This window comes from Enterobacter sp. RHBSTW-01064, assembly GCF_014103035.1.
Lineage (GTDB): Bacteria > Pseudomonadota > Gammaproteobacteria > Enterobacterales > Enterobacteriaceae > Enterobacter > Enterobacter mori.
Window position 1 is genome coordinate 486,344 of sequence record NZ_JABXOU010000002.1, and the last position, 20,610, is coordinate 506,953.

Sequence of the window (20,610 nt, forward strand, 5' to 3'; positions counted from 1 at the left end):
TTTATTTATTGTGGTGGGCAAAAAGCTTTGGTATTTCGCGCAGGCACCAGGATTTGGCTTCGCCCATGCTGTCGCGTCGCCACGCCATAATGATATCCACCTCGCTGGTGTATTCCGGGCTGACAACGCGCAGCCGCCCTTCCGCAATGTCCTTTTCAACAAAAGGATAAGGCATCGTCGCCACACCCAGCCCGGCCAGCAATGCCTGACGCTTATCTTCCAGCGACGTGACGGTTAAACGCGGCTGTTTATCCAGCAGCTGTACCGTTAACACCGGACGTTCACGGGCGGTATCCGCTACCGCAACGCCACGATACTTCACGCGCGTAACCTCCGAAAGCGGCTCCGGCTCCTGATGGATCGGGTGATCCGGCGCGGCGACATAAACGTTCATCACGCTATAGAGCTTACGGGAGTTAATTTCTGACGAAGAACGGAAGTGCATGTCCGGCGCAATAACAATATCCGCCCTGCCCGTTTCCAGACGCTCCCACGCCCCTGCCAGTACCTCGGTAATGATCGACAGCTGCGTATTGGCTTTCGCAGCCAGGCGGTCCACCAGCGGGAACAGCGCTTCGGTCGGCACCAGCGCTTCAGTAACTAACGTCAGATGGGTTTCCCAGCCGCGCGCCAGCGCTTCGGCGTCCGTCGTGAGTTTATCCGCCGCTTCCAGCAGCACACGACCGCGCTCCAGCAGCATGCGGCCAACGTTCGTGAATTTTGTTCGATGGCCGGAGCGGTCAAACAGCACCACGTCCAGCTCTTCCTCCAGCTTCTGCATGGTGTAGCTCAGCGCAGACGGAACGCGCCCCAGTTCATCTGCCGCCGCAGCAAAACTGCCGCGTCGGTCAATCGCGTCCATGACGCGCAGCGCCTCAAGCGTCAATGCTCTCTCTTTAGCCATCTCGTTCTCATTCAGGAAATTTGAACATACCGGGCAGAATATCTGGCTAACAATGCAGCGTCCATACCTTTACCATTGTTTTAGTGTAAAGAGAGGTCAAGTTTATGATTACGACAAGAACAGCTAAACAGTGCGGACAAGCCGATTTCGGTTGGCTGCAGGCCCGCTACACCTTTTCCTTTGGACACTACTTTGACCCTAAACTCCTCGGTTACGCTTCATTGCGCGTGTTGAACCAGGAAGTGCTCGCTCCGGGCGCCTCTTTCCAGCCGCGTACGTATCCGAAAGTCGATATCCTGAACCTGATCCTGGAAGGCGAGGCAGAATACCGCGATAGCGAGGGCAATCATGTCCAGGCAAAGGCTGGCGAAGCGTTATTAATTTCCACGCAGCCGGGCATCAGCTACAGCGAGCATAACCTCAGCAAAGACAAAACGCTGACCCGCATGCAGCTGTGGCTGGACGCCTGCCCTGAGCGGGAAAATCCGCTGGTGCAGAAGATAGATTTAACGGACGATAAACAGCAGCTGATTGCATCGCCGGACGGCAGCAAAGGCAGTTTGCAACTGCGTCAGCAGGTGTGGCTGCACCACATCGAACTGAAGAAAGGTGAACAGGCGAGCTTCCAGCTTCACGGTCCGCGCGCCTATCTGCAGTCGATTCACGGTACGGTGCATGCAGTGACGCACACGGAAGAGAAAGAAGCGCTCACCTGCGGTGACGGGGCGTTTATTCGTGATGAAGCGAATATCACCCTGGTGGCGGATACGCCGCTGCGCGCGCTGCTGATTGATTTGCCGGTTTAGAGAACGCCCTCACCCTAACCCTCTCCCACAGGGAGAGGGAACCGATCGAGCCCCTGAACTCGCTACGCCTTACTCGCCATAATCTCAATAATCTGCCGGTCCGTTGCCTGCATCGAACGGCACGCCAGTGCGCACAGGTTGCCAATCGACTGCTCCACATCGTGCGCCACAATGCCCTCATTGCCTGTTAGCCCCCGTCGCAGATCGTCCCGCTAGCGTTGCCGACTATGTTGCCGATTTCCAGCGATTGCGATTCAGATTGCAGCAGGTACTTAATGTTGGTGTGAGAAAATCTTAACCGGAGCAAGGGAGAAAAAATCCCCATGAACTGGTAAAAAAAATAACCAAGACTTTCTAAGAATGATGTACTTTTAAAAATAGTAGCCCCTCTTGAAAAAACGAATATTTCGGAATTTATAAAGATGAATGCCCTACTCTCAGCCCTTTGTTTTTTATAGGATGACATCTCAACAAACCACCTGATAATTATGGTTATACTATGGACACCGTTGAAGAACTCAATGGAACATACTTTTATAAAGGTGTATGTAACATCTCCGCATCTGAGTTATTTTTTTGGATTTTTTTGGATGCCACCGATGAACAGTTCGGCGGATTAAAGGATGCAGTAATGATGGCCACTATGATTCTTGGTTTACCTATACTTGAAACCAGAACAAAGCCAGAAACGGCTACAATAGGCACATCTGTGGCATCTAAGTACCTGCGAGATCTACTGAATGTACAGCTACCACACCGCCTACCTACAATTACACTTGCAAGCTTTAAATACAGAAAACCAATGTATACCAAAAACTTAGGTGCATTCATTGGCCGATGGATACCTGCACTAGGAATAACCATACTTGCTGCAGATGTTGCAATGATAAGTTACAAAACGCTTTCAAGATATAATACGATTGCTCACCCAAAAGACCGGATTTGGTGAAGATGAACAGTGAAGCTGATGTTTTAAAATTCTTCAGGGATAATTTACCAGAACAAGGCACATTTACGGGTAAACGGATTCCCCTCGGGATAGATGATGTTTTACAGGATTACACGGATCTGGATGATATCGTATATGCCATTGAGAGATTCGAAAAAGAGTATCTTATCGAAGTTAACACTGGAAATTATTTCCCCTGGATTCAAACATGGTTTTTCAGGAAATGGTTTACAAAAGAACCGGTAAAGCAAATATCAAAGCCATTGACGGTAAGAATGTTTGCCGAAGCGGTAAAAGCAGGAAAATGGATACACGATTGATTTATAGAAGGAGTTTTTTATCATGGCCGTACCTGTTCACATTTGGTTCTATGACGACGGTGGCTCACTCATTAAAGGTTCATGTGATGTTCAGGATCGTGAAGGGAGTGTTGAAATTAGAGGTTTAACCCATAATTTGAGTATTCCAACCGATCCACTCTCCGGAAGATTAACCGGAACGAGGAAACACGCGCCTTTCCTGTTCGAGAAGGAAATTGATAGCTCATCTCCTTATCTTTATAAGGCGGTAGCGACAGGGCAAAACCTTAAGAAAGTTGAGATTAGATATTACCGAATTAATGACGCAGGTTGGGAGGTTGAATACTTTAGAACTGAGCTGGAAGGTGTGAAAGTTGTCTCAATCTCCCCTATTGTTAACGATACACGTAACTGCCCTGGTACTGGCCACCTTGAATCTGTTCAATTGCGCTACGAAAAAGCGACCTGGACCTATTGCGACGGGAATATTCAGTTTGCTGATGCATGGAATGAACGTGCGTCGGCATGATGTTTAGAATTCATTCTCACAGAATCCAATTGAAGCGATTCTGTGAGTTTTCATTTTAAATGATTGATTCCAGGATCACTCAGCCAGCGCGTTAGCCATATCGGTTCTGATCTGCTTACGCTGTTCCGGTGTCAATACCTGGCTGACGTCGAAGTAATATTTCACGCGGTAATAACGGGTCTGCTCTTCAATTTTGCTGAAGGCGGTAAGCTGGCTTTTCACCGTGCTTTCGTCCCATTTACCCGCCTGGAACATGTCGATCAACGCACCGTCCTTCACGCCCGTCATCGGGATCTTGCTGACATTTTCTTCCAGCTGCTGATGCAGATCTTCAATCTTTTTAACCTGCTCATTGCTAAGCTTCAGGTGCTGTACCAGCGGATCCTGCGATGGAGACGGGGCTGCCTCAACGTTCGCGGCCTGCGCGGTAAAACTGCACACCGCCAACGACGTTGCAACCAAAGCAATACGGGTCATTTTCATCATCTTACTGTCCTTACATTTTGTTATTTGAGAAAAGCAGGAGCATTGTTTTTCAAGAGCGGATGAATATGTGTGAGTAATTATATAAACAATTTTGTATGTTTAGCGGGCAAAAAAATGCCCCCTGCGTTGAGGGGGCATGAGACCTGAATGTCGTCAGATTGATTGCGTAAACGTTCGCGAAATCACATCCTGCTGCTGCTCGCGCGTCAGGGCGTTAAAACGCACCGCATAGCCTGACACACGGATCGTCAGGTTCGGGTAATTCTCGGGATGCGCGATGGCATCCAGCAGCATCTCCCGGTTCATGACGTTGACGTTCAGATGCTGCCCACCTTCAATAGATGCTTCGTGATGGAAATACCCGTCCAGCAGCCCCACCAGGTTGGTTTTGCGCACCAGCTCGTCCTTGCCCAGCGCCTGCGGCACGATGGAGAAGGTGTAGGAGATCCCGTCTTTCGCATAGGTGAACGGCAGCTTGGCAACCGACGTTAGCGAGGCCACCGCCCCTTTTCTGTCGCGTCCGTGCATCGGGTTCGCGCCAGGCGCAAACGGGGTGCCGCCGCGGCGTCCGTCCGGCGTGTTCCCGGTCTTCTGGCCGTACACCACGTTGGAGGTGATGGTCAGGATCGACTGGGTCGGCACCGCGTTGCGGTAGGTTGGCAGCGCCTGAATTTTCTTCATAAAGCGCTCCACCAGATCGCAGGCAATGCTGTCCACGCGGTCGTCGTTGTTGCCGTACTGCGGATAGTCCCCTTCAATCACGAAATCGACCGCCAGTCCGGTATGGTCGCGCACCGGCTTCACCGTGGCGTATTTAATGGCAGACAGAGAATCCGCGGCTACCGACAGTCCGGCAATGCCGCAGGCCATGGTGCGATAGACGTCCCGGTCGTGCAGCGCCATCAGCGAGGCTTCGTAGCTGTACTTATCATGCATGTAGTGAATGAGGTTCAGGGCGCTGATGTACTGCACCGCCAGCCAGTCCATAAAGTGATCGAGGCTCGCCATCACGGTGTCGTAATCCAGCACGTCGTCCAGCAGCGGCTCGGTTTTCGGACCGACCTGGATCTTCAGCTTCTCGTCCACCCCGCCGTTGATCGCGTACAGCAGCGTTTTGGCGAGGTTGGCGCGCGCGCCAAAGAACTGCATCTGCTTGCCGATCACCATCGGGCTGACGCAGCAGGCAATGGCGTAATCGTCGCTGTTGAAGTCCGCGCGCATCAGATCGTCGTTCTCATACTGCAATGACGAGGTGACGATCGACACCTGCGCGGCGTATTTCTTGAACGCGATCGGCAGCTGTTCTGACCAGAGGATCGTCAGGTTCGGCTCCGGTGCAGGCCCCATGGTGTGCAGCGTATGCAGATAGCGGAAGCTGTTTTTGGTCACCAGCGTGCGGCCGTCCAGCCCCATGCCGCCGATCACTTCCGTCGCCCAGATCGGATCGCCGGAGAAGAGCGTGTCGAACTCCGGCGTGCGCAGGAAGCGCACCATGCGGATCTTCATGATGAAGTGGTCGATCAGCTCCTGCGCCTGGACTTCATTCAGCCTTCCTGCCTGCATGTCGCGTTCAATGTAGATATCGAGGAACGAGGCCGTGCGCCCCAGCGACATCGCCCCGCCGTTCTGGGATTTCACCGCGGCAAGGTAGGCAAAATAGACCCACTGCACCGCTTCCTGGGCGTTTATCGCCGGACGTGAGGTATCAAAGCCGTAGTTCGCCGCCATCTGCTGGATCTGCAGCAGCGCGCGTTTGTGCTCCGCCAGCTCCTCACGCAGACGGATCGTCGCCTCGAGCTCTTCACCGCGCTCCAGTTTCCCCTGCAGATCCGCAAACTGCAGTTCACGCTCGCGCACCAGATAAGCAATCCCGTACAGCGCCACGCGGCGATAGTCGCCGATGATGCGCCCGCGCCCATAGCCGTCCGGCAAACCGGTCAGTACGCCGGATTTACGGCAGCGCATCATCTCCGGCGAGTAGACGTCAAACACGCCCTGGTTGTGGGTTTTGCGCAGGTCGGTAAACAGGTATTCAAACTGCGGATCCATCTCGCGGCCATAGGCTTCGAACGAGCTGCGGATCATGTTGATCCCACCGTACGGGTGCAGCGCGCGCTTGAGCGGCTTATCGGTTTGTAGACCAACGATCGTCTCCAGATCCTGGTCGATGTAGCCCGGCCCGTGGGCCGTAATGGTGGTGGCAATGTTGGTGTCAAAATCCACCGGAGCGTGGGTGGCGTTCTCCTGACGAATGCCGACCATTACCTTCTGCCACAGCGCAGTCGTTGCTGGCGTCGCCTGCGCGAGGAAAGCTTCATCGCCTTCATAAGGGGTGTAGTTATGCTGAATAAAATCGCGGACGTTGACGGCGTTTTTCCATTCTTCACCGCGAAACCCGGCCCATGCGTCGCTGTAGGGTGCGACGCCCGTATCGATTGTAACTTTCATGTGATTCTCGCTTTATCAGGCGTAAGCCGCAGCCGGGGTAACCTTCCCAAGACGGAGGGCGTCCAGCGCGATCATTTTTTCTTCGTTGGTAGGGACAACCGCGCAGGCCACGCGGGACGACTGGGTGCTAATGACGCGCTCACCCGCGCTGCCCGGCAGGGCATTTTTGGCATCGTCGAGGATGATGCCAAACACCTTCAGATGTTCCGCCACCAGCGCGCGGACAAGCTTCGAGTTTTCGCCAATGCCGCCGGTAAAGACCACCCCATCCAGGCGGTGCAGGGACGCCGCGTGACCCGCAATGTGCCGCGCAATGCGGTGAACAAAGGTGTGTATTGCCAGCTGTGCCCGCTCATTGTCTTCGTGCCAGGCTTTCTCCAGCGTGCGTAAATCGGAGGAGAGGCCGGAGATCCCCAGCAGCCCGGACTCTTTATTGACCACGCGCTCCAGATCCTCGAAGGACTGACCGGTCTGCTGGGCAATCCACGCCATCGCACCGAAGTCCACATCGCCGCAGCGCGTGCCCATCACCAGCCCTTCCAGCGGCGTCATCCCCATTGAGGTATCGACGCTTTCGCCGTTGCGCACCGCGCAGATGGACGCCCCGTTCCCGAGATGGGCAATCACCAGCCCGCTGTCATCGGGGGACAGCCCGAGAAGCGTATGCGCCTGCGCGGCAACGTAACGGTGAGAAGTCCCGTGGAAGCCGTAGCGGCGCACGCCCAGCTCTTCAAAATAGCGGTACGGTAGACCGTACAGATACGCCTGCGGCGGCAGCGTCTGGTGGAAGCTGGTATCAAATACCGCCACCTGCTGCACGCCCGGGAACAGGCGCTCTGCGGCTTCCACGCCGCTCAGGTTGGCGTAGTTATGCAGCGGCGCCAGCGGGGAGACCTGGCGGATCTGCGTAATCACCTCTTCCGTGATCAGGGTCGACTCGCTGAAGAGGTCGCCGCCGTGCGCAATGCGGTGGCCAATTAAGGCCACGCTGCTCATCAGGTTACGCTTCTCCAGCTCCAGGGCGATGGCAGCCAGCGCCCCTTCGTAGTCCTGGTGAGCCAGTCTGGCTGGCTCACCCCCGTTCACGGAAATAAAGGCCTTCTCGGTGTTGATCCCGTCTGCAATGCCCGTCATCAGGACATCGCAGCTGCTGGCATCGAGCACCGAAAACTTAACAGAGGACGATCCGCAGTTAATAACCAGTACAACCGGAAACTCAATCATCATGTGACTCCGCTCTTCCTGAGCAATGGGTTAGAACAGTTTGTAAACGATGTTCAGAATGGTCAGCAGGCCAACCACGGTAACGAAGATGTTCTCGGTACGGCCTTTGTATTTCGCCAGCGCCGGTGCTTTGCGGATGGCGTACATCGGCAGCAGGCACAGCAGAGAGGCGATGATTGGCGCGCCCATGGCTTCAATAAGGTCCAGAATGTTCGGGTTGGCGTAGGCCACTACCCAGGTGGAGCCCATGATGAACACCATGCTGATGGTATTCAGTTTGCCGACAGAGACTTTCTTCTTATCGCCCTTGTAGCCGAACTTGAGGATCAGGCCATTCAGACCTTCCAGCGTGCCCAGGTAGTGCCCGAAGAAGGATTTGAAGATAGCGACCAGCGCAATGATGGACGCGCCGTATTCCAGCACGGTGGCGAAGGTAGATTTAGTGCCTGACAGCGACGCGAAGTGGTTCGCCAGATAAGAGAGCACCGGAATGTTCTGCGCTTTGGCGTCCGCCATGTTCTGCGGAGAGAGGGTGAACAGGCAGCTGAAGGCGAAGAACATCACCACGGCCACCATCAGCAGGCTGGCGCGGCCGATGATTTTGGAACATTTCTGCTCGGTGAACTCTTTGCCGAACTCAGGTTCGTACTCTTCGCGCTTGGAGACCACAAATGAAGAGACGATAGGCGAGAAGTTGAAGGAGAAGACCATGATGGAGATCCCCAGCCATACGGTGACCAGAATGCCGTCATGACCGGTGAAGGCGATATCGCTCAGGTTGACCTGGTCGATCACCGCCGAGTTCCAGTAAGGGATCAGCGACAGGGAAATCAGCACCAGGCTGGCGATAAACGGGAACACCAGGAAGCTCATGACCTTCACCATCAGGTCTTTACCAAACCAGATAACAAAGGCCATCAGCAGCAGCAGGAACAGCGCCACAAAGCCACGGTTCAGCGCGGGCAGCTGGAGCTGGTTTTCCCAGAAGGTCATGAAGGTGTTGGTAATAGTGACGCCGTAAATCCACAGCAGCGGGCAAATCGCAAAGAAGTAGAGGAAGGTGATCACCACCCCGCCGGTCTTACCGAAGTGCTCTTCTACCGTTTCGGTGATGTTGCCCGAGACGTTACTGCCTGACAGGCACAGGCGCGCCAGCGCCCGGTGGCAGTAGAACGCAATCGGGAACGCGAGAACCAGCATCAGCAGAATAGGGATCAGGCCACCGAAGCCTGCGCGAATGGGGAAGAACAGCACGCCCGCGCCAATGGCGGTACCAAACAGGCCAAGCGTCCAGGTGGTATCAGACTTACGCCAGGAGGACGTTTTTGTCTGGCCAACGATAATGCTTTCTGTGTTGCTCATAGGTCACCTTTATGCGTCAACGAAGCCGGTAATTTGGGAAACACGGGAGAGATCGATATTGCCGCCGGAAATAATGCAGACGGTTTTACGACCCTGAATATAATGGTCAAGTTTGCCGCTTAATAACGCCGCGCAGGCCAGCGCGCCAGCACCTTCTGTCACCACTTTATTTCGCTGAATGAGCGCGATCATGCTGTTGCGAATATCGTCCTCGCTGACCAGAACAATGTCGTCAACTAATTCACGAACAATTTCGAAGGTTAATTTACCGGGACGAGAAACATCGCAGCCGTCCGCTAATGTGCCGGTGACGCGATGGTTGACGATTTCCCCGGTCTGATAAGACGCAGCCATACCGTGAACGTTCTCAGACTGCACGCCGATAATATTAATGGTCGGGTTGATGGATTTAATCGCCGTGGCAATTCCGGCAATTAATCCGCCGCCGCCGATAGGCACAATGACGTTATCCACGTCGTATAAATCTTCAAGAATTTCCAGACCGATGGTGCCCTGCCCGGCAATCACTTTTGGGTCATCGTAAGGCGGAATAAAAATGCGCCCTTCCATTTCGACAATTTCGCTGACCTTGGCGATGGTGTCGTTAAAGTTCTCGCCGTGCAGCACCACTTCGGCGGAGTAGTCGCGCGTGGCGGCAACTTTGGATTTCGGCGCGCCCATCGGCATCACCACTTTGCCGTCGATACCGAGCATGGCGCAGGAGAGCGACACGCCCTGCGCATGGTTTCCTGCCGAACAGGCGACAACGCCTTTGCGTTTTTCAGCATCGGTGAGCGAGCTTAACTTATTAAACGCGCCGCGAATTTTGAATGAACCGGTGCGCTGCATGTTTTCAAACTTCAGGAATATCTCACCCTTACAACGTTCGCTGAGATAATTCGAGCGCGGCATACCGGTTTTATAGATTTTTCCTGCCAGTCGTTTTCTGGCATCCTGAATATCTTCAATCGTTACCGGGAGATCGTAAGTAATGTGCATAATATCCTCGTTATAATAATTCATTGTTTTCAGGCAAAGTCAGGGTATCAGAGCGTTAAAAAGCGTCGCTCCGGGTGTTTTAAATCATCATTATTTCTATCGTCGTTTTTCGATATTCATCGACGAATATTGTTTTGCCAGTTCAACTAATACTGACGCCGATTTTTTAATACTGTAATTTTTTGACCACACGGCGGCATAACGCGCCACGGGTAATTCATCTTCCACCGGCAGAACAATAAACTGGTCCGAGCCGAATGGCGCAATCATGTCACGGGGGATCACCGTCAGGTAATCGGCATTGAGGACAAGGTTATAAATGGTAACGACGGAATCGGTCTGGACGATGTTTTCAATGCTGATGTGGTTGTCTTGCAGGGTGGTCAGAAGTTCTTTGTAGTAGCCCATATCGGTTTGCGGCATCACCCACTGCTCGTGCGTGAGCGATGCCAGTGTCGTCGGGCCGGTGCACGTTCGTGATTTGCTGGCGACCAGCACAAACTCGGACTCAAACAGCGGCTCGACGTGCAGGTCCTGCAGCAGCATTTCATCGCTTAACGTACCGATGGCAAAATCGAGTCGGCCGTCGCGGATAGCGGGCAGGAACGAAGAGAGCTGTGCTTCGTACATCGAGACGCGCGCTTTCGGGAACACTTCCTTGAATTTTTTGATCATCTCAGACAGGAAAGTGAAGCCTATCAGCGACGGATAGCCAAAGGAGACGTCCATAACGGTGCTAAAACTGAGGCTGTTGATCTCGCTCACCATGTTTTTCATTTCGCGGGTGATCGACTCTGAATACGAGAGCAGAACCTGGCCTGCTGCGGTCAACTTAACGCCCGTGTTTTTACGAATCATCACTTCAACACCGAAGTAGGACTCGATATCGCTGATGATTTTGCTGACGGCCGGTTGCGTCAGGCCCAGTTGTCTTGCCGCAGAACCTATGGAGCCACTTTTAATGACTTCCTGAAATACCACGAGGTGCTGTGTTTTCGGTAGAATAATAGTGTTCATAATATTCTGCGCTTATTTCCCTATGACGGAGCGAATTCTACCTAATAGTGTTTCAGGGGGTATGTGCTGTTACTCACAATTTGACTTTTCGCATCATTACCAACCTCGACAAAACAACATTAAAACACATATATATCAATGGGTTGATAATATAAAAACACACCAATACGCTGATATTGATCAACAAAAATGGCGGTAATAACTTTATTTTATGGTGATAACCACGGTGGATTTTTTGTATTTTAAAATATCAATAAAGACTATCTTTCAGACAATTAACGGCTAATAAACAACCATTTTCTATTTAAAACATTTTTGTGTTTTATCAAATAGAACAATAATGACGTTGCCCGCGAATACAAAAGGGTCGAATACATCACACATTCACACTGGGAATGTTTTTGAATTCAATATTCACATATCAAATGTGAAAACTATGAATACCATTACCGCAACATCAGCAACAAATTAACAACACTGAGAAAGCGTGCTTTTTTAGCGGGAAATTTTGTGATTAGGATCGTATCTGGTAAATGAATGGATGCATTAACACCATAAACAGTGAAATGTGCTTAGCGTCGCAATTTTGAGAATTGGTATCATTTGCCTACATGGCCGGATGACCAGAAAGCAAAAACCCCGCCGAAGCGGGGTTCTTTAAGAAGTTGAAGCTGACCGATAAGGCGGCTTCGTTCAACCATACGTCAGGCATCTGCGGCGCTGGAGTTGCCTTGTGTCGCAGACTGTATCTCACTCCGTGTGAGAGAGTAAAGCTCTACAATGGACGCGCCTTTCACACCCAACCATGCTTAATAGCTAACATTTGTAACACACCAACGATAAAAAACAACAGACTGACAACCGCTAGGTATATCTCCGCGTAGAATGGGCCAATAAGCCGTTTTGGTAGCCCACGAATAAAGTCCTTGTCATCATTTTTGGTCAGGATTGAGCTTTTATTCCACAACAGCGGCATGTATATAAAACTCACTTTTGTGCTGTATGCCACTTTGACATAAAGCGTGTTGACGTTCTCGAACAGCAATACAGCATCAGGCAAACTACCGTATCTTTCTTTGTACAGGATGCAGATCTCTTTAAATCTATCCCTGTTCAGAACTGAGGCTATGATACTGGCTATACCGAAGCCGAAAGCAAGTGCACCAATAATTACTGTTGCCTTGGCGCTAAGTAGGTCATCAATAGTCATTGCTTGTAACCTCATATAGCGATTCACCAACGAAGCCACCGAACGCGGATGTGGCTTTATCGCTCCCATATGCAATAGCGCCATTTACCCCAAGCGTACAAAGTAATGCTCCGGCACCTGCGGCTTCTATGGTTGCAGCGCCAAGCACTATCGCACAGACGGTATTTGCTGCGGCTGTACCCGCAATTTTACCAGCTATCGCACTGCCGATCAGGCTACCGGAAAACTCACCAATAGAGGTAAACGACGTTTTCGCACAATCTCGCCCCACGGTACAGGCTTCCGTGATCTTCGCTGCGGTATCCAAAGCGGACAGACCAATACCGATCTTCCCGGCGGTTTCCATCCACTTAACGTACTTCGCCAGCTTCTCGATATGGGTTGCGTAACCTTCAATATCGCTAACGCCTGTTTCGTTCCAGCGGTGCATGATTGAACGGCTGGAGAGGCCAAGAGCACTTTTCAGATCGGCGTACTCGTTGAACATGAAGCGATGTTTCATGAACATCTTAAGAACGCTATCAAGTTGACCAAACAAGCGGCGGCGCTCAACAAAAAATTGCTCGCCGATCAGTGAACCGCTGGTGATGTACTGATGTTTGTATGTCTTCTCGATCTCGACAAGAATTTTTTCGACTCGTTCGAAATATCCCTTCGCTGCTTCCGTCGCTCTTCCCACATTTCCAGCAGCGTCGTTTGCAGTGGTTACAGCAGCAGCGAACATCTCAATGGTGTCTTTGTGCTTGTAGAGAAAGTTGGCTTGCTGAATGGAGAGAGGAGCTAACGCTGCATCAATTCGCGCTTTCGCGGCCTGCATGTGGGCGATCTGTTCGTCGTCCTGTTTATCAGGATCAACTACCAGCATAATAGAACCGGCTTTGTATCTTTCATCCGGGCCGTTCAACGTGGAAAAGAGTTCTTTTACACCTGCAGGTGGGTTCTCTGTGAATAACAGACGTTGCCAGGCTTCTGTTGTCCCACCATACGGGATAATGGTAAAACCTGCATCGATACCTTTGGGTTTATCAGATTTTGGATCTTTTTTTGTAGATTGTGCGTGCTGAACGGGTTCGGGCTGTTCAGGAAGACCGGCAATCTCCCGTGAACCAATACTGGTTGGAATCACTTCATTATCAAGCTCGTAACTATCATAGAAGTTTGAGGGGACAAGGCGAGATCTACATGGGCAAGAACTTCGGCTGTGCAGCGTTCCAGCAATTCTCTTACCGTGGATAAAGTCGCTAATCCCTCCCGCAATACGGTATAGCCCTTCATGCTTGCCACAGGTTGCTCTGTGACCTTCGCAGACCATGTCTTTCCCAAAGTGCTGATGGTCAGGACATCCATCTATGATTACACCGCCACAGGCGGTTTTGTCTCCCCTGAAAAGATAATTGCCCTTGACTCCCATTAAAAGTCCCTTTACTTGCTGTCGTTCTATTTATCCCCTGTTCTCATTTTACAAATAAACCACATTATTCGAAATGTATTGTTGTTAAAATAAAATGTCATTTCGAATTATTCACCATGAAAATATTACTGTGTTCGTATTCAGGCAATGAATTAATAAAGCTCTTATTATTGAGCCTGAACCGTAAAGGTTTTTATGATCAGAAGAGGAGAAATTATTTATGGTGTTGCAGTAGGCAATATAAGAGTTATTGCAACCGTTGATGTTTCTCATTTCACCACCAGAGACACACCAACGATTGCTTAAAAAAAAGTTGAAGCTGACCGATAAGCCGGGTTCTGTCGTGGACAGTCATTCATCTAGGCCAGCAATCGCTCACTGGCTCAAGCAGCCTACCCGGGTTCAGTACGGGCCGTACCATGTGAACCCCTATTTGGCCTTGCTCCGGGTGGAGTTTACCGTGCCACGGACTGTTACCAGCCGCGCGGTGCGCTCTTACCGCACCCTTTCACCCTTACCTGATCCCGCTTGCGCGGGCCATCGGCGGTTTGCTCTCTGTTGCACTGGTCGTGGGTTTCCCCCCCAGGCGTTACCTGGCACCCTGCCCTATGGAGCCCGGACTTTCCTCCCCTCCGCCCGTCTCCCCCGAAAGGGACGACGACGAAGCGGCGACTGTCTGGTCAGCTTCGGCGCGCAGTATAGAGGGTTTGCGCGCCGCTGTCACCCTTGGGTGTGCATCCCCACCTGCAAAGTCGCGGCGATATTGCGTGAGGCGCGGTAAATGTTGTCATAGGCGCCGCGAAACGCCTCTTCCAGTGACCCAATGCTGGTCAGCACGCTGAACACGGCGTCAATGCCGTACTGGTGCACGACGCCCACGTCCTGGGTCAGGCTACCGGCAATGCCGATCACCGGCTTATGGTATTTTTTGGCGACGTTCGCTACGCCGACGGGCACTTTGCCGTGAATGCTCTGGCTGTCGATGCGCCCTTCCCCCGTCAGCACCCATGTGCAGTCGTGGATATGCTCTTCAAGATTGAGCGCCTGGGTAACAATCTCAATCCCGCTCTTAAGTTCCGCGCCGAGAAACGCCATCAGCGCTGCACCCATACCGCCCGCAGCACCGGCTCCCAGTACATGCTTCACGTCGATACGCAGGGATTTTTTAATCACGTCGGCAAAGTGGCTGAGATTGGCGTCCAGCTCGAGGATCATCCCCTCGGTCGCCCCTTTTTGTGGGCCAAAGACGCGCGACGCGCCTTTCTCTCCCACCAGCGGGTTGGTGACGTCGCAGGCGACGCGGATTGCGCAGCCCTTAAGCCGGGCATCCAGCCCTGAGACATCAATACTGTTAAGCGCCATCAGGCTGCCGCCGCCGTAGCCGATCTCCGTGCCGTTGGCATCGCTGAGCTTCGCCCCGAGCGCCTGCATCATTCCCGCGCCACCGTCGTTGGTCGCGCTGCCGCCGATGCCGATAATAATATTGCGCGCGCCTTTATCCAGCGCGCAGAGGATAAGCTCCCCGGTGCCGCGTGAAGTGGTAACCAGCGGGTTGCGCTGTGCCGGAGGGACTAATGCCAGACCGCTGGCTGCCGCCATCTCGATAAACGCCGTGCTGCCGTCGCCGGACATTCCCCAGCAGGCATTCACCTTCTCCCCCAGCGGTCCCGTCACCACGGCATGATGTTCGCTACCACGGGTGGCGGCGATCATCGCTTCAACCGTGCCTTCCCCGCCGTCGGCGACGGGAACAGAAACATAAAGTGCGTCGGGGAAGATTTCCCGAAATCCTTTTTCTATCGCCTGAGCTACCTCGGTGGCAGAAAGGCTTTCTTTATAAGAGTCTGGCGCGATTACGATTTTCATAGTTGTAGCCTGTTACAGCACGGATCCGGCCTGGACCGTAGGCCCGGTAAGCAAAGCGCCACCGGGCAGGACGTCATTAGCGAGCAACTTCCACTTTCGCCAGTTTTTCGTAGTAGCACGCGATGGCGCTATGGTCGGCGGTGCCCAGACCGTCCGCGCGCAGCGCCTGCATCATCTCCATGACTGCAGCGGTCAGCGGCAGCTGTGCGCCCACGCCGTGAGAGGTATCCAGCGCGTTAGCCAGATCTTTAATGTGCAAGTCAATGCGGAAACCCGGCTTGAAGTTACGATCCATCACCATCGGCGCTTTCGCATCCAGCACGGTGCTACCCGCCAGGCCGCCACGGATTGCCTGGTACACCAGATCCGGGTTTACGCCCGCCTTGGTGGCCAGCGTCAGCGCTTCTGACATCGCCGCGATATTCAGCGCCACAATCACCTGGTTCGCCAGCTTGGTGACGTTACCCGCGCCGATTTCACCGGTATGCACCACGGAACCGGCCATGGCCTTCATCAGGTCGTAATACTTGTCGAAAATCGCCTTGTCGCCGCCCACCATCACCGACAGCGTGCCGTCGATGGCTTTTGGCTCGCCGCCGCTGACCGGTGCGTCCAGCATGTCCACGCCTTTCACCTTCAGCGCCTCGCTGATTTCACGGCTGGCCAGCGGGGCAATAGAGCTCATGTCGATAACCACCAGGCCCGGCTTCGCGCCGTCGATAATGCCGTTCTCGCCCAGCGCGACCTCTTTCACATGCGGGGAGTTTGGCAGCATGGTGATGATCACATCGCACTGCTCGGCTATCGCTTTGGCCGTGGTTGCCGCTTCTGCCCCGGCTGAAATCACTTCAGCCACGGCGTCTGAATTACGGTCTAACACCACCAGTGAGTAACCCGCTTTGATGAGGTTCTTACTCATTGGTTTACCCATGATACCTAAGCCAATAAAGCCCACTTTCAGCGTCATAATCTTTTCCTCAGTGATGGTTATTTTTTAAAAGCGTCTGCTAATTTCTGCGTGGCGGAGCGGAACACGCCGAGATCGCTACCCACGGCAACGAACGTCGCCCCCCACTCCAGATAGCGGCGGGCATCGGCTTCAACCGGGGCCAGAATGCCGCAGGGTTTGCCGTGCGCTTTGGCACGAGCAAAGATGTGCTGAATGGCGCGCTGCACGTCAGGATGACCCGCATTGCCCAGATGCCCGAACGCAGCGGCCAGGTCGCTTGGACCGACAAAGATGCCGTCCACGCCGTCGGTGGCGGCGATGGCATCGACGTTATCCACGCCCTGCTGGCTCTCGATCTGCACCAGGATGGTGATGTTCTTGTTGGACTGGGCGAAGTAGTCCGGCACGGTGCCAAACATGTTGGCGCGGTGCGATACGGACACGCCGCGAATGCCCTCCGGCGGGTAGCGGGTAGAGGCCACGGCCAGCACCGCCTCTTCTTCCGTTTCCACGAACGGGATCAGGAAGTTGTAGAAACCGATATCCAGCAGGCGCTTGATGATGACCGGCTCGTTCGTCGGCACGCGTACCACCGGCGCGCTCGGGCTGCCCTTCAGCGCCATCAGCTGCGGAATAAAGGTGCTGATGTCATTTGGCGCATGTTCGCCGTCCAGCACCAGCCAGTCGAAACCGGCCAGTCCAAGCACTTCAGTGCTGATCGGGCTTGCCAGCGCGGACCAGCAGCCAATCTGGATCTGATGCGCCGCGAGGGCCGCCTTAAACTTATTCGGGAAGATATCGTTACTCATCGCTTATACCTTTGCTTATTTCTGCAATTCCATACGTTTGATGTCGCCTACCACGAACAGGTAGCAGAACATCGCCATCAACGCTGAACAGCCAACGAATACCAGTGCCGCGTTGAACGAATGCAGCTCACTGACCAGATAACCAATGACCAGTGGAGTCGCGATGGACGCCACGTTGCCAAAGACGTTAAATACTCCGCCGCACAGGCCAACAATCTCTTTTGGCGCGGTGTCGGAAATCACCGGCCAGCCCAGCGCGCCGAAGCCTTTGCCGAAGAACGCCAGCGCCATCAGGGCTACCACCAGCGTGGTGTTGTTGGTGTAGTTGCACAGAATGATGGACGACGCCAGCAGCATGCCGAGCACAATCGGTAGCTTGCGCGCCAGGGTTATCGACTTGCCCTGCTTAATCAGATAATCCGAGAACACCCCGCCCAGCACGCCGCCAGCAAAACCGCACAGCGCCGGAATGGAGGCCACCAGACCGACTTTCAGAATCGACATCCCTTTTTCCTGCACCAGATAAATCGGGAACCAGGTAAGGAAGAACCAGGTGATGGTGTTGATAAAGTATTGACCAAAAAAGACGCCCAGCATCATGCGGTTGGTCAACAACTGTTTGATGTAATGGAGCTTAGGACCGCCTGCGACCTGCGCACCGGGCTTTTTGTGGTCCATATCCACCACCGCGCCGCCTTCGGAGATGAACTTCAGCTCCTGCTCTGACATGCGCGGGTGATCGGTCGGGTTATGGATATACTTCACCCATACGCCGGTCAGCACAAAGCCAATCACGCCCATCACGGTAAAGACGTGTTCCCAGCCCCAGGCGAAGGTCAGCCAGCCCAGCAGCGGAGAGAAGATTGCCAGCGAGAAATACTGCGCGGCGTTAAACAACGCAGACGCGGTGCCGCGCTCTTTGGTCGGGAACCAGGCCGCCACGATACGGGCGTTTGCCGGAAAAGACGGCGCTTCCGAGAAGCCGAGCATAAAGCGCATGATGAACATCGACACGCCCGCCCAGGCGAGCGGGAAGACATCCACAAAGCCCTGCAGGAAGGTGAACAGCGACCAGAAGAACAGGCTGTAGGTATAGACCTTTTTGGAACCGAACTTATCCAGCAGCCAGCCGCCGGGAATTTGCATCAGCAGGTAGGCCCAGCCGAACGCAGAGAAGATATACCCCATCGAGACGGCACTGAGCTGCAGCTCTTTTGCTACTTCCGTACCGGCAATCGACAGCGTCGCACGGTCAGCGTAGTTAATGGCCGTGACGATAAAAATAATCAGTAATATTAAATAGCGAGTGGGCACACCCTTTTTCGATTCTACAACGGTATCCAGAATCATGTTTATTTCCTCAGGCACAGCGAAATTTATATTTATAATTTTAGAAAACATATTTCCTGATTATTTATCGATAGCAGGCAATATCAGGTAATTAACCAGACGCAATATCAATGTGATTCAGTATAATCACCACTTTATGGCATCGCACTGGATTAACGCTCAATTATCACACCTGAAATGAATAAGTTTTTGAGCATATGCACAAAGCACTGGGCGCTGCTGCACAGAATCACGTATTCACAGCCACAGTGCGCTATCTCTCGCTTTAGGGGGTGACCTGGATCACATTCTTATATCTCAAGTCCTGACATTCTTTATTTAAGTAAGCAGCGTCTTTATTTCGAAAATAAGTAAATAACTATCTGCATGGCTGCATTAATGATCAGACACTTTGCTGGAGAATAGTGAACAATGGCCGACATTGAAATTCGACAGGCATCGCCGACGGCGTTTTATATAAAAGTACATGACACCGATAACGTGGCGATTATTGTCAACGACAACGGCTTAAAAGCGGGAACCCGTTTCCCGGACGGGCTGGAACTGATTGAGCATATTCCGCAGGGGCATAAGGTGGCGCTGGTGGATATCCCGGCGCACGGTGAAATCGTGCGCTACGGTGAAATTATTGGCTATGCCGTTCGCGCTATCCCGCAGGGAAGCTGGATTGAAGAGTCGCTGGTTGAACTGCCAAAAGCGCCGCCGCTAAATACCCTGCCGCTGGCTACGCGCGTGCCTGAACCACTTCCGCCGCTGGAGGGCTATACCTTCGAAGGCTACCGCAACGCGGACGGCAGCGTCGGCACCAAGAACCTGCTCGGCATTACGACCAGCGTGCACTGCGTGGCGGGCGTGGTGGATTACGTGGTCAAAATCATCGAGCGCGACCTGCTGCCGAAATACCCGAACGTGGATGGCGTAGTAGGTCTGAACCACCTCTACGGCTGCGGCGTGGCGATCAACGCACCCGCGGCGGTAGTGCCAATCCGCACCATTCACAATATTGCCCTCAACCCGAACTTTGGCGGCGAGGTGATGGTCATCGGTCTGGGATGTGAAAAACTTCAGCCTGAGCGCCTGCTGCAGGGCACCGAGGATGTGAAAGCGATTCCGGTCGACGAGGCCAGCATCGTGCGCCTGCAGGACGAGCATCACGTCGGCTTTCGATCGATGGTCGACGATATTTTGCAGGTGGCTGAACGCCATCTGGACACGCTCAACAAGCGCCAGCGCGAAACCTGCCCGGCCTCTGAGCTGGTGGTGGGCACCCAGTGCGGCGGCAGCGATGCGTTTTCCGGCGTGACCGCCAACCCGGCTGTGGGCTATGCGTCCGATCTGTTTGTGCGCTGCGGCGCCACGGTGATGTTCTCCGAAGTGACTGAAGTGCGTGACGCCATCCATCTGCTGACGCCACGCGCCGTCAACGAAGAGGTGGGCAAGCGCCTGCTGGAAGAGATGGCCTGGTACGATAACTATCTTGATATGGGGCAAACTGACCGCAGCGCTAACCCGTCTCCGGGAAACAAAAAAGGCGGCCTGGCCAACGTGGTGGAAAAAGCCCTTGGCTCGATTGCTAAATCCGGCCAGAGCGCGATTGTCGAAGTGCTCTCTCCGGGCCAGCGCCCGACCAAACGCGGCCTGATTTATGCGGCAACGCCTGCCAGCGATTTCGTCTGCGGCACGCAGCAGGTGGCGTCCGGCATTACGGTTCAGGTCTTTACCACCGGGCGCGGCACGCCGTACGGCCTGATGGCGGTGCCGGTGATTAAAATGGCGACCCGCACCGAGCTGGCAAACCGCTGGTATGACTTAATGGATATCAACGCGGGCACCATCGCCACCGGGGAAGAGAGCATTGAGGACGTGGGCTGGAAGCTGTTCCACTTCATTCTGGATGTCGCCAGCGGGCGGAAGAAAACGTTCTCTGATCAATGGGGATTACATAATCAGCTGGCGGTGTTTAACCCGGCACCGGTGACGTGAGTTTGCTGT

General features: G+C 53.5%; 18 protein-coding genes, 1 other RNA gene and 1 pseudogene. 5 read left to right on the forward strand and 15 right to left on the reverse strand.

The annotated features are described in order from the left end of the window. Position 1: 1 nt before the first annotated feature. Complete coding sequence (gene yhaJ / locus HV355_RS08200; RefSeq protein WP_003862655.1) at positions 2 to 904, reverse strand: DNA-binding transcriptional regulator YhaJ; 903 nt, start codon at positions 902 to 904, stop codon at positions 2 to 4. A 104-nt stretch (positions 905 to 1,008) separates the two neighbouring features. Between yhaJ and HV355_RS08205 the strand changes: the two genes are divergently transcribed. Next, complete coding sequence (locus HV355_RS08205) at positions 1,009 to 1,710, forward strand: pirin family protein (RefSeq protein WP_010435898.1); 702 nt, start codon at positions 1,009 to 1,011, stop codon at positions 1,708 to 1,710. Positions 1,711 to 1,772: 62 nt separating this feature from the next. Here HV355_RS08205 and HV355_RS08210 read toward each other — a convergent pair. Next, positions 1,773 to 1,966 (reverse strand): annotated as a pseudogene (locus HV355_RS08210) (serine dehydratase subunit alpha family protein); the annotation flags it as partial. 243 nt (positions 1,967 to 2,209) lie between these two features. On the opposite strand from HV355_RS08210, the gene HV355_RS08215 reads away from it, so the two are divergent. From HV355_RS08215 to tssD, 3 genes are read left to right on the forward strand one after another with little or no spacing between them, the layout of a single operon-like run. Further along, positions 2,210 to 2,659, forward strand: coding sequence for an STM2901 family protein (locus HV355_RS08215; protein ID WP_010435901.1), 450 nt, complete (start codon positions 2,210 to 2,212; stop codon positions 2,657 to 2,659). A gap of 2 nt (positions 2,660 to 2,661) precedes the next feature. Continuing rightward, a complete protein-coding gene (locus HV355_RS08220; protein ID WP_010435902.1) occupies positions 2,662 to 2,979 on the forward strand; it encodes a DUF1493 family protein in 318 nt (105 codons plus the stop codon). Between the two features lie 22 nt (positions 2,980 to 3,001). After that, the gene (gene tssD / locus HV355_RS08225; RefSeq protein ID WP_010435904.1) at positions 3,002 to 3,487 is read left to right on the forward strand and encodes a type VI secretion system tube protein TssD; all 486 of its coding nucleotides are present in this window, start codon (positions 3,002 to 3,004) and stop codon (positions 3,485 to 3,487) included. A gap of 75 nt (positions 3,488 to 3,562) precedes the next feature. Here the strand turns inward: tssD and HV355_RS08230 are convergent, their stop codons facing one another. The 13 genes from HV355_RS08230 to HV355_RS08290 all read right to left on the reverse strand — a co-directional run bounded on the left by HV355_RS08230 (position 3,563) and on the right by HV355_RS08290 (position 18,618). Then, positions 3,563 to 3,973 (reverse strand): Spy/CpxP family protein refolding chaperone, encoded by a 411-nt coding sequence (locus HV355_RS08230; RefSeq protein ID WP_182401598.1) that lies wholly within the window; start codon positions 3,971 to 3,973, stop codon positions 3,563 to 3,565. Between the two features lie 153 nt (positions 3,974 to 4,126). Next, a complete protein-coding gene (gene pflB / locus HV355_RS08235) occupies positions 4,127 to 6,421 on the reverse strand; it encodes a formate C-acetyltransferase (RefSeq protein WP_182401600.1) in 2,295 nt (764 codons plus the stop codon). A 15-nt stretch (positions 6,422 to 6,436) separates the two neighbouring features. Next, positions 6,437 to 7,645 carry a propionate kinase gene (gene tdcD, locus HV355_RS08240; RefSeq protein ID WP_182401794.1) on the reverse strand — a complete coding sequence of 403 codons (1,209 nt, stop codon included), beginning with the start codon at positions 7,643 to 7,645 and terminating at the stop codon, positions 6,437 to 6,439. Positions 7,646 to 7,675: 30 nt separating this feature from the next. Then, complete coding sequence (gene tdcC, locus HV355_RS08245; RefSeq protein ID WP_182401602.1) at positions 7,676 to 9,007, reverse strand: threonine/serine transporter TdcC; 1,332 nt, start codon at positions 9,005 to 9,007, stop codon at positions 7,676 to 7,678. Positions 9,008 to 9,016: 9 nt separating this feature from the next. Further along, positions 9,017 to 10,006 carry a bifunctional threonine ammonia-lyase/L-serine ammonia-lyase TdcB gene (gene tdcB, locus HV355_RS08250; protein WP_126815490.1) on the reverse strand — a complete coding sequence of 330 codons (990 nt, stop codon included), beginning with the start codon at positions 10,004 to 10,006 and terminating at the stop codon, positions 9,017 to 9,019. A gap of 96 nt (positions 10,007 to 10,102) precedes the next feature. Further along, positions 10,103 to 11,023 carry a transcriptional regulator TdcA gene (gene tdcA / locus HV355_RS08255; protein ID WP_108416148.1) on the reverse strand — a complete coding sequence of 307 codons (921 nt, stop codon included), beginning with the start codon at positions 11,021 to 11,023 and terminating at the stop codon, positions 10,103 to 10,105. A 793-nt stretch (positions 11,024 to 11,816) separates the two neighbouring features. Beyond that, positions 11,817 to 12,233, reverse strand: coding sequence for a hypothetical protein (locus HV355_RS08260; RefSeq protein WP_220470689.1), 417 nt, complete (start codon positions 12,231 to 12,233; stop codon positions 11,817 to 11,819). After that, positions 12,223 to 13,644, reverse strand: coding sequence for a PAAR domain-containing protein (locus HV355_RS08265; protein WP_182401604.1), 1,422 nt, complete (start codon positions 13,642 to 13,644; stop codon positions 12,223 to 12,225). Before HV355_RS08265 ends, HV355_RS08260 begins: the two co-directional genes overlap by 11 nt. A 311-nt stretch (positions 13,645 to 13,955) precedes the next feature. Continuing rightward, positions 13,956 to 14,332: RNase P RNA component class A (gene rnpB / locus HV355_RS08270), an RNA gene on the reverse strand. Positions 14,333 to 14,364: 32 nt separating this feature from the next. Next, on the reverse strand, positions 14,365 to 15,510 hold the full coding sequence (garK, locus tag HV355_RS08275) for a glycerate 2-kinase (protein ID WP_182401606.1): 1,146 nt from the start codon (positions 15,508 to 15,510) through the stop codon (positions 14,365 to 14,367). A 76-nt stretch (positions 15,511 to 15,586) separates the two neighbouring features. Beyond that, positions 15,587 to 16,477, reverse strand: coding sequence for a 2-hydroxy-3-oxopropionate reductase (garR, locus tag HV355_RS08280; RefSeq protein ID WP_063143548.1), 891 nt, complete (start codon positions 16,475 to 16,477; stop codon positions 15,587 to 15,589). A 20-nt stretch (positions 16,478 to 16,497) separates the two neighbouring features. Then, positions 16,498 to 17,268, reverse strand: coding sequence for a 2-dehydro-3-deoxyglucarate aldolase (gene garL / locus HV355_RS08285; protein WP_010435924.1), 771 nt, complete (start codon positions 17,266 to 17,268; stop codon positions 16,498 to 16,500). Positions 17,269 to 17,283: 15 nt separating this feature from the next. After that, a complete protein-coding gene (locus tag HV355_RS08290) occupies positions 17,284 to 18,618 on the reverse strand; it encodes an MFS transporter (RefSeq protein WP_010435927.1) in 1,335 nt (444 codons plus the stop codon). 411 nt (positions 18,619 to 19,029) lie between these two features. Between HV355_RS08290 and garD the strand changes: the two genes are divergently transcribed. After that, positions 19,030 to 20,601 (forward strand): galactarate dehydratase, encoded by a 1,572-nt coding sequence (garD, locus tag HV355_RS08295; RefSeq protein ID WP_108416144.1) that lies wholly within the window; start codon positions 19,030 to 19,032, stop codon positions 20,599 to 20,601. Positions 20,602 to 20,610: the final 9 nt, after the last annotated feature.

Excerpts from the sequence above, each read along its gene's own strand:
- yhaJ (WP_003862655.1), bottom strand. The coding sequence starts at position 904 with ATGGCTAAAGAGAGAGCATTGACGCTTGAGGCGCTGCGCGTCATGGAC.
- HV355_RS08205 (WP_010435898.1), top strand. The coding sequence starts at position 1,009 with ATGATTACGACAAGAACAGCTAAACAGTGCGGACAAGCCGATTTCGGT.
- HV355_RS08215 (WP_010435901.1), top strand. The coding sequence starts at position 2,210 with ATGGACACCGTTGAAGAACTCAATGGAACATACTTTTATAAAGGTGTA.
- HV355_RS08220 (WP_010435902.1), top strand. The coding sequence starts at position 2,662 with ATGAACAGTGAAGCTGATGTTTTAAAATTCTTCAGGGATAATTTACCA.
- tssD (WP_010435904.1), top strand. The coding sequence starts at position 3,002 with ATGGCCGTACCTGTTCACATTTGGTTCTATGACGACGGTGGCTCACTC.
- HV355_RS08230 (WP_182401598.1), bottom strand. The coding sequence starts at position 3,973 with ATGATGAAAATGACCCGTATTGCTTTGGTTGCAACGTCGTTGGCGGTG.
- pflB (WP_182401600.1), bottom strand. The coding sequence starts at position 6,421 with ATGAAAGTTACAATCGATACGGGCGTCGCACCCTACAGCGACGCATGG.
- tdcD (WP_182401794.1), bottom strand. The coding sequence starts at position 7,645 with ATGATTGAGTTTCCGGTTGTACTGGTTATTAACTGCGGATCGTCCTCT.
- tdcC (WP_182401602.1), bottom strand. The coding sequence starts at position 9,007 with ATGAGCAACACAGAAAGCATTATCGTTGGCCAGACAAAAACGTCCTCC.
- tdcB (WP_126815490.1), bottom strand. The coding sequence starts at position 10,006 with ATGCACATTACTTACGATCTCCCGGTAACGATTGAAGATATTCAGGAT.
- tdcA (WP_108416148.1), bottom strand. The coding sequence starts at position 11,023 with ATGAACACTATTATTCTACCGAAAACACAGCACCTCGTGGTATTTCAG.
- HV355_RS08260 (WP_220470689.1), bottom strand. The coding sequence starts at position 12,233 with ATGACTATTGATGACCTACTTAGCGCCAAGGCAACAGTAATTATTGGT.
- HV355_RS08265 (WP_182401604.1), bottom strand. The coding sequence starts at position 13,644 with ATGGGAGTCAAGGGCAATTATCTTTTCAGGGGAGACAAAACCGCCTGT.
- garK (WP_182401606.1), bottom strand. The coding sequence starts at position 15,510 with ATGAAAATCGTAATCGCGCCAGACTCTTATAAAGAAAGCCTTTCTGCC.
- garR (WP_063143548.1), bottom strand. The coding sequence starts at position 16,477 with ATGACGCTGAAAGTGGGCTTTATTGGCTTAGGTATCATGGGTAAACCA.
- garL (WP_010435924.1), bottom strand. The coding sequence starts at position 17,268 with ATGAGTAACGATATCTTCCCGAATAAGTTTAAGGCGGCCCTCGCGGCG.
- HV355_RS08290 (WP_010435927.1), bottom strand. The coding sequence starts at position 18,618 with ATGATTCTGGATACCGTTGTAGAATCGAAAAAGGGTGTGCCCACTCGC.
- garD (WP_108416144.1), top strand. The coding sequence starts at position 19,030 with ATGGCCGACATTGAAATTCGACAGGCATCGCCGACGGCGTTTTATATA.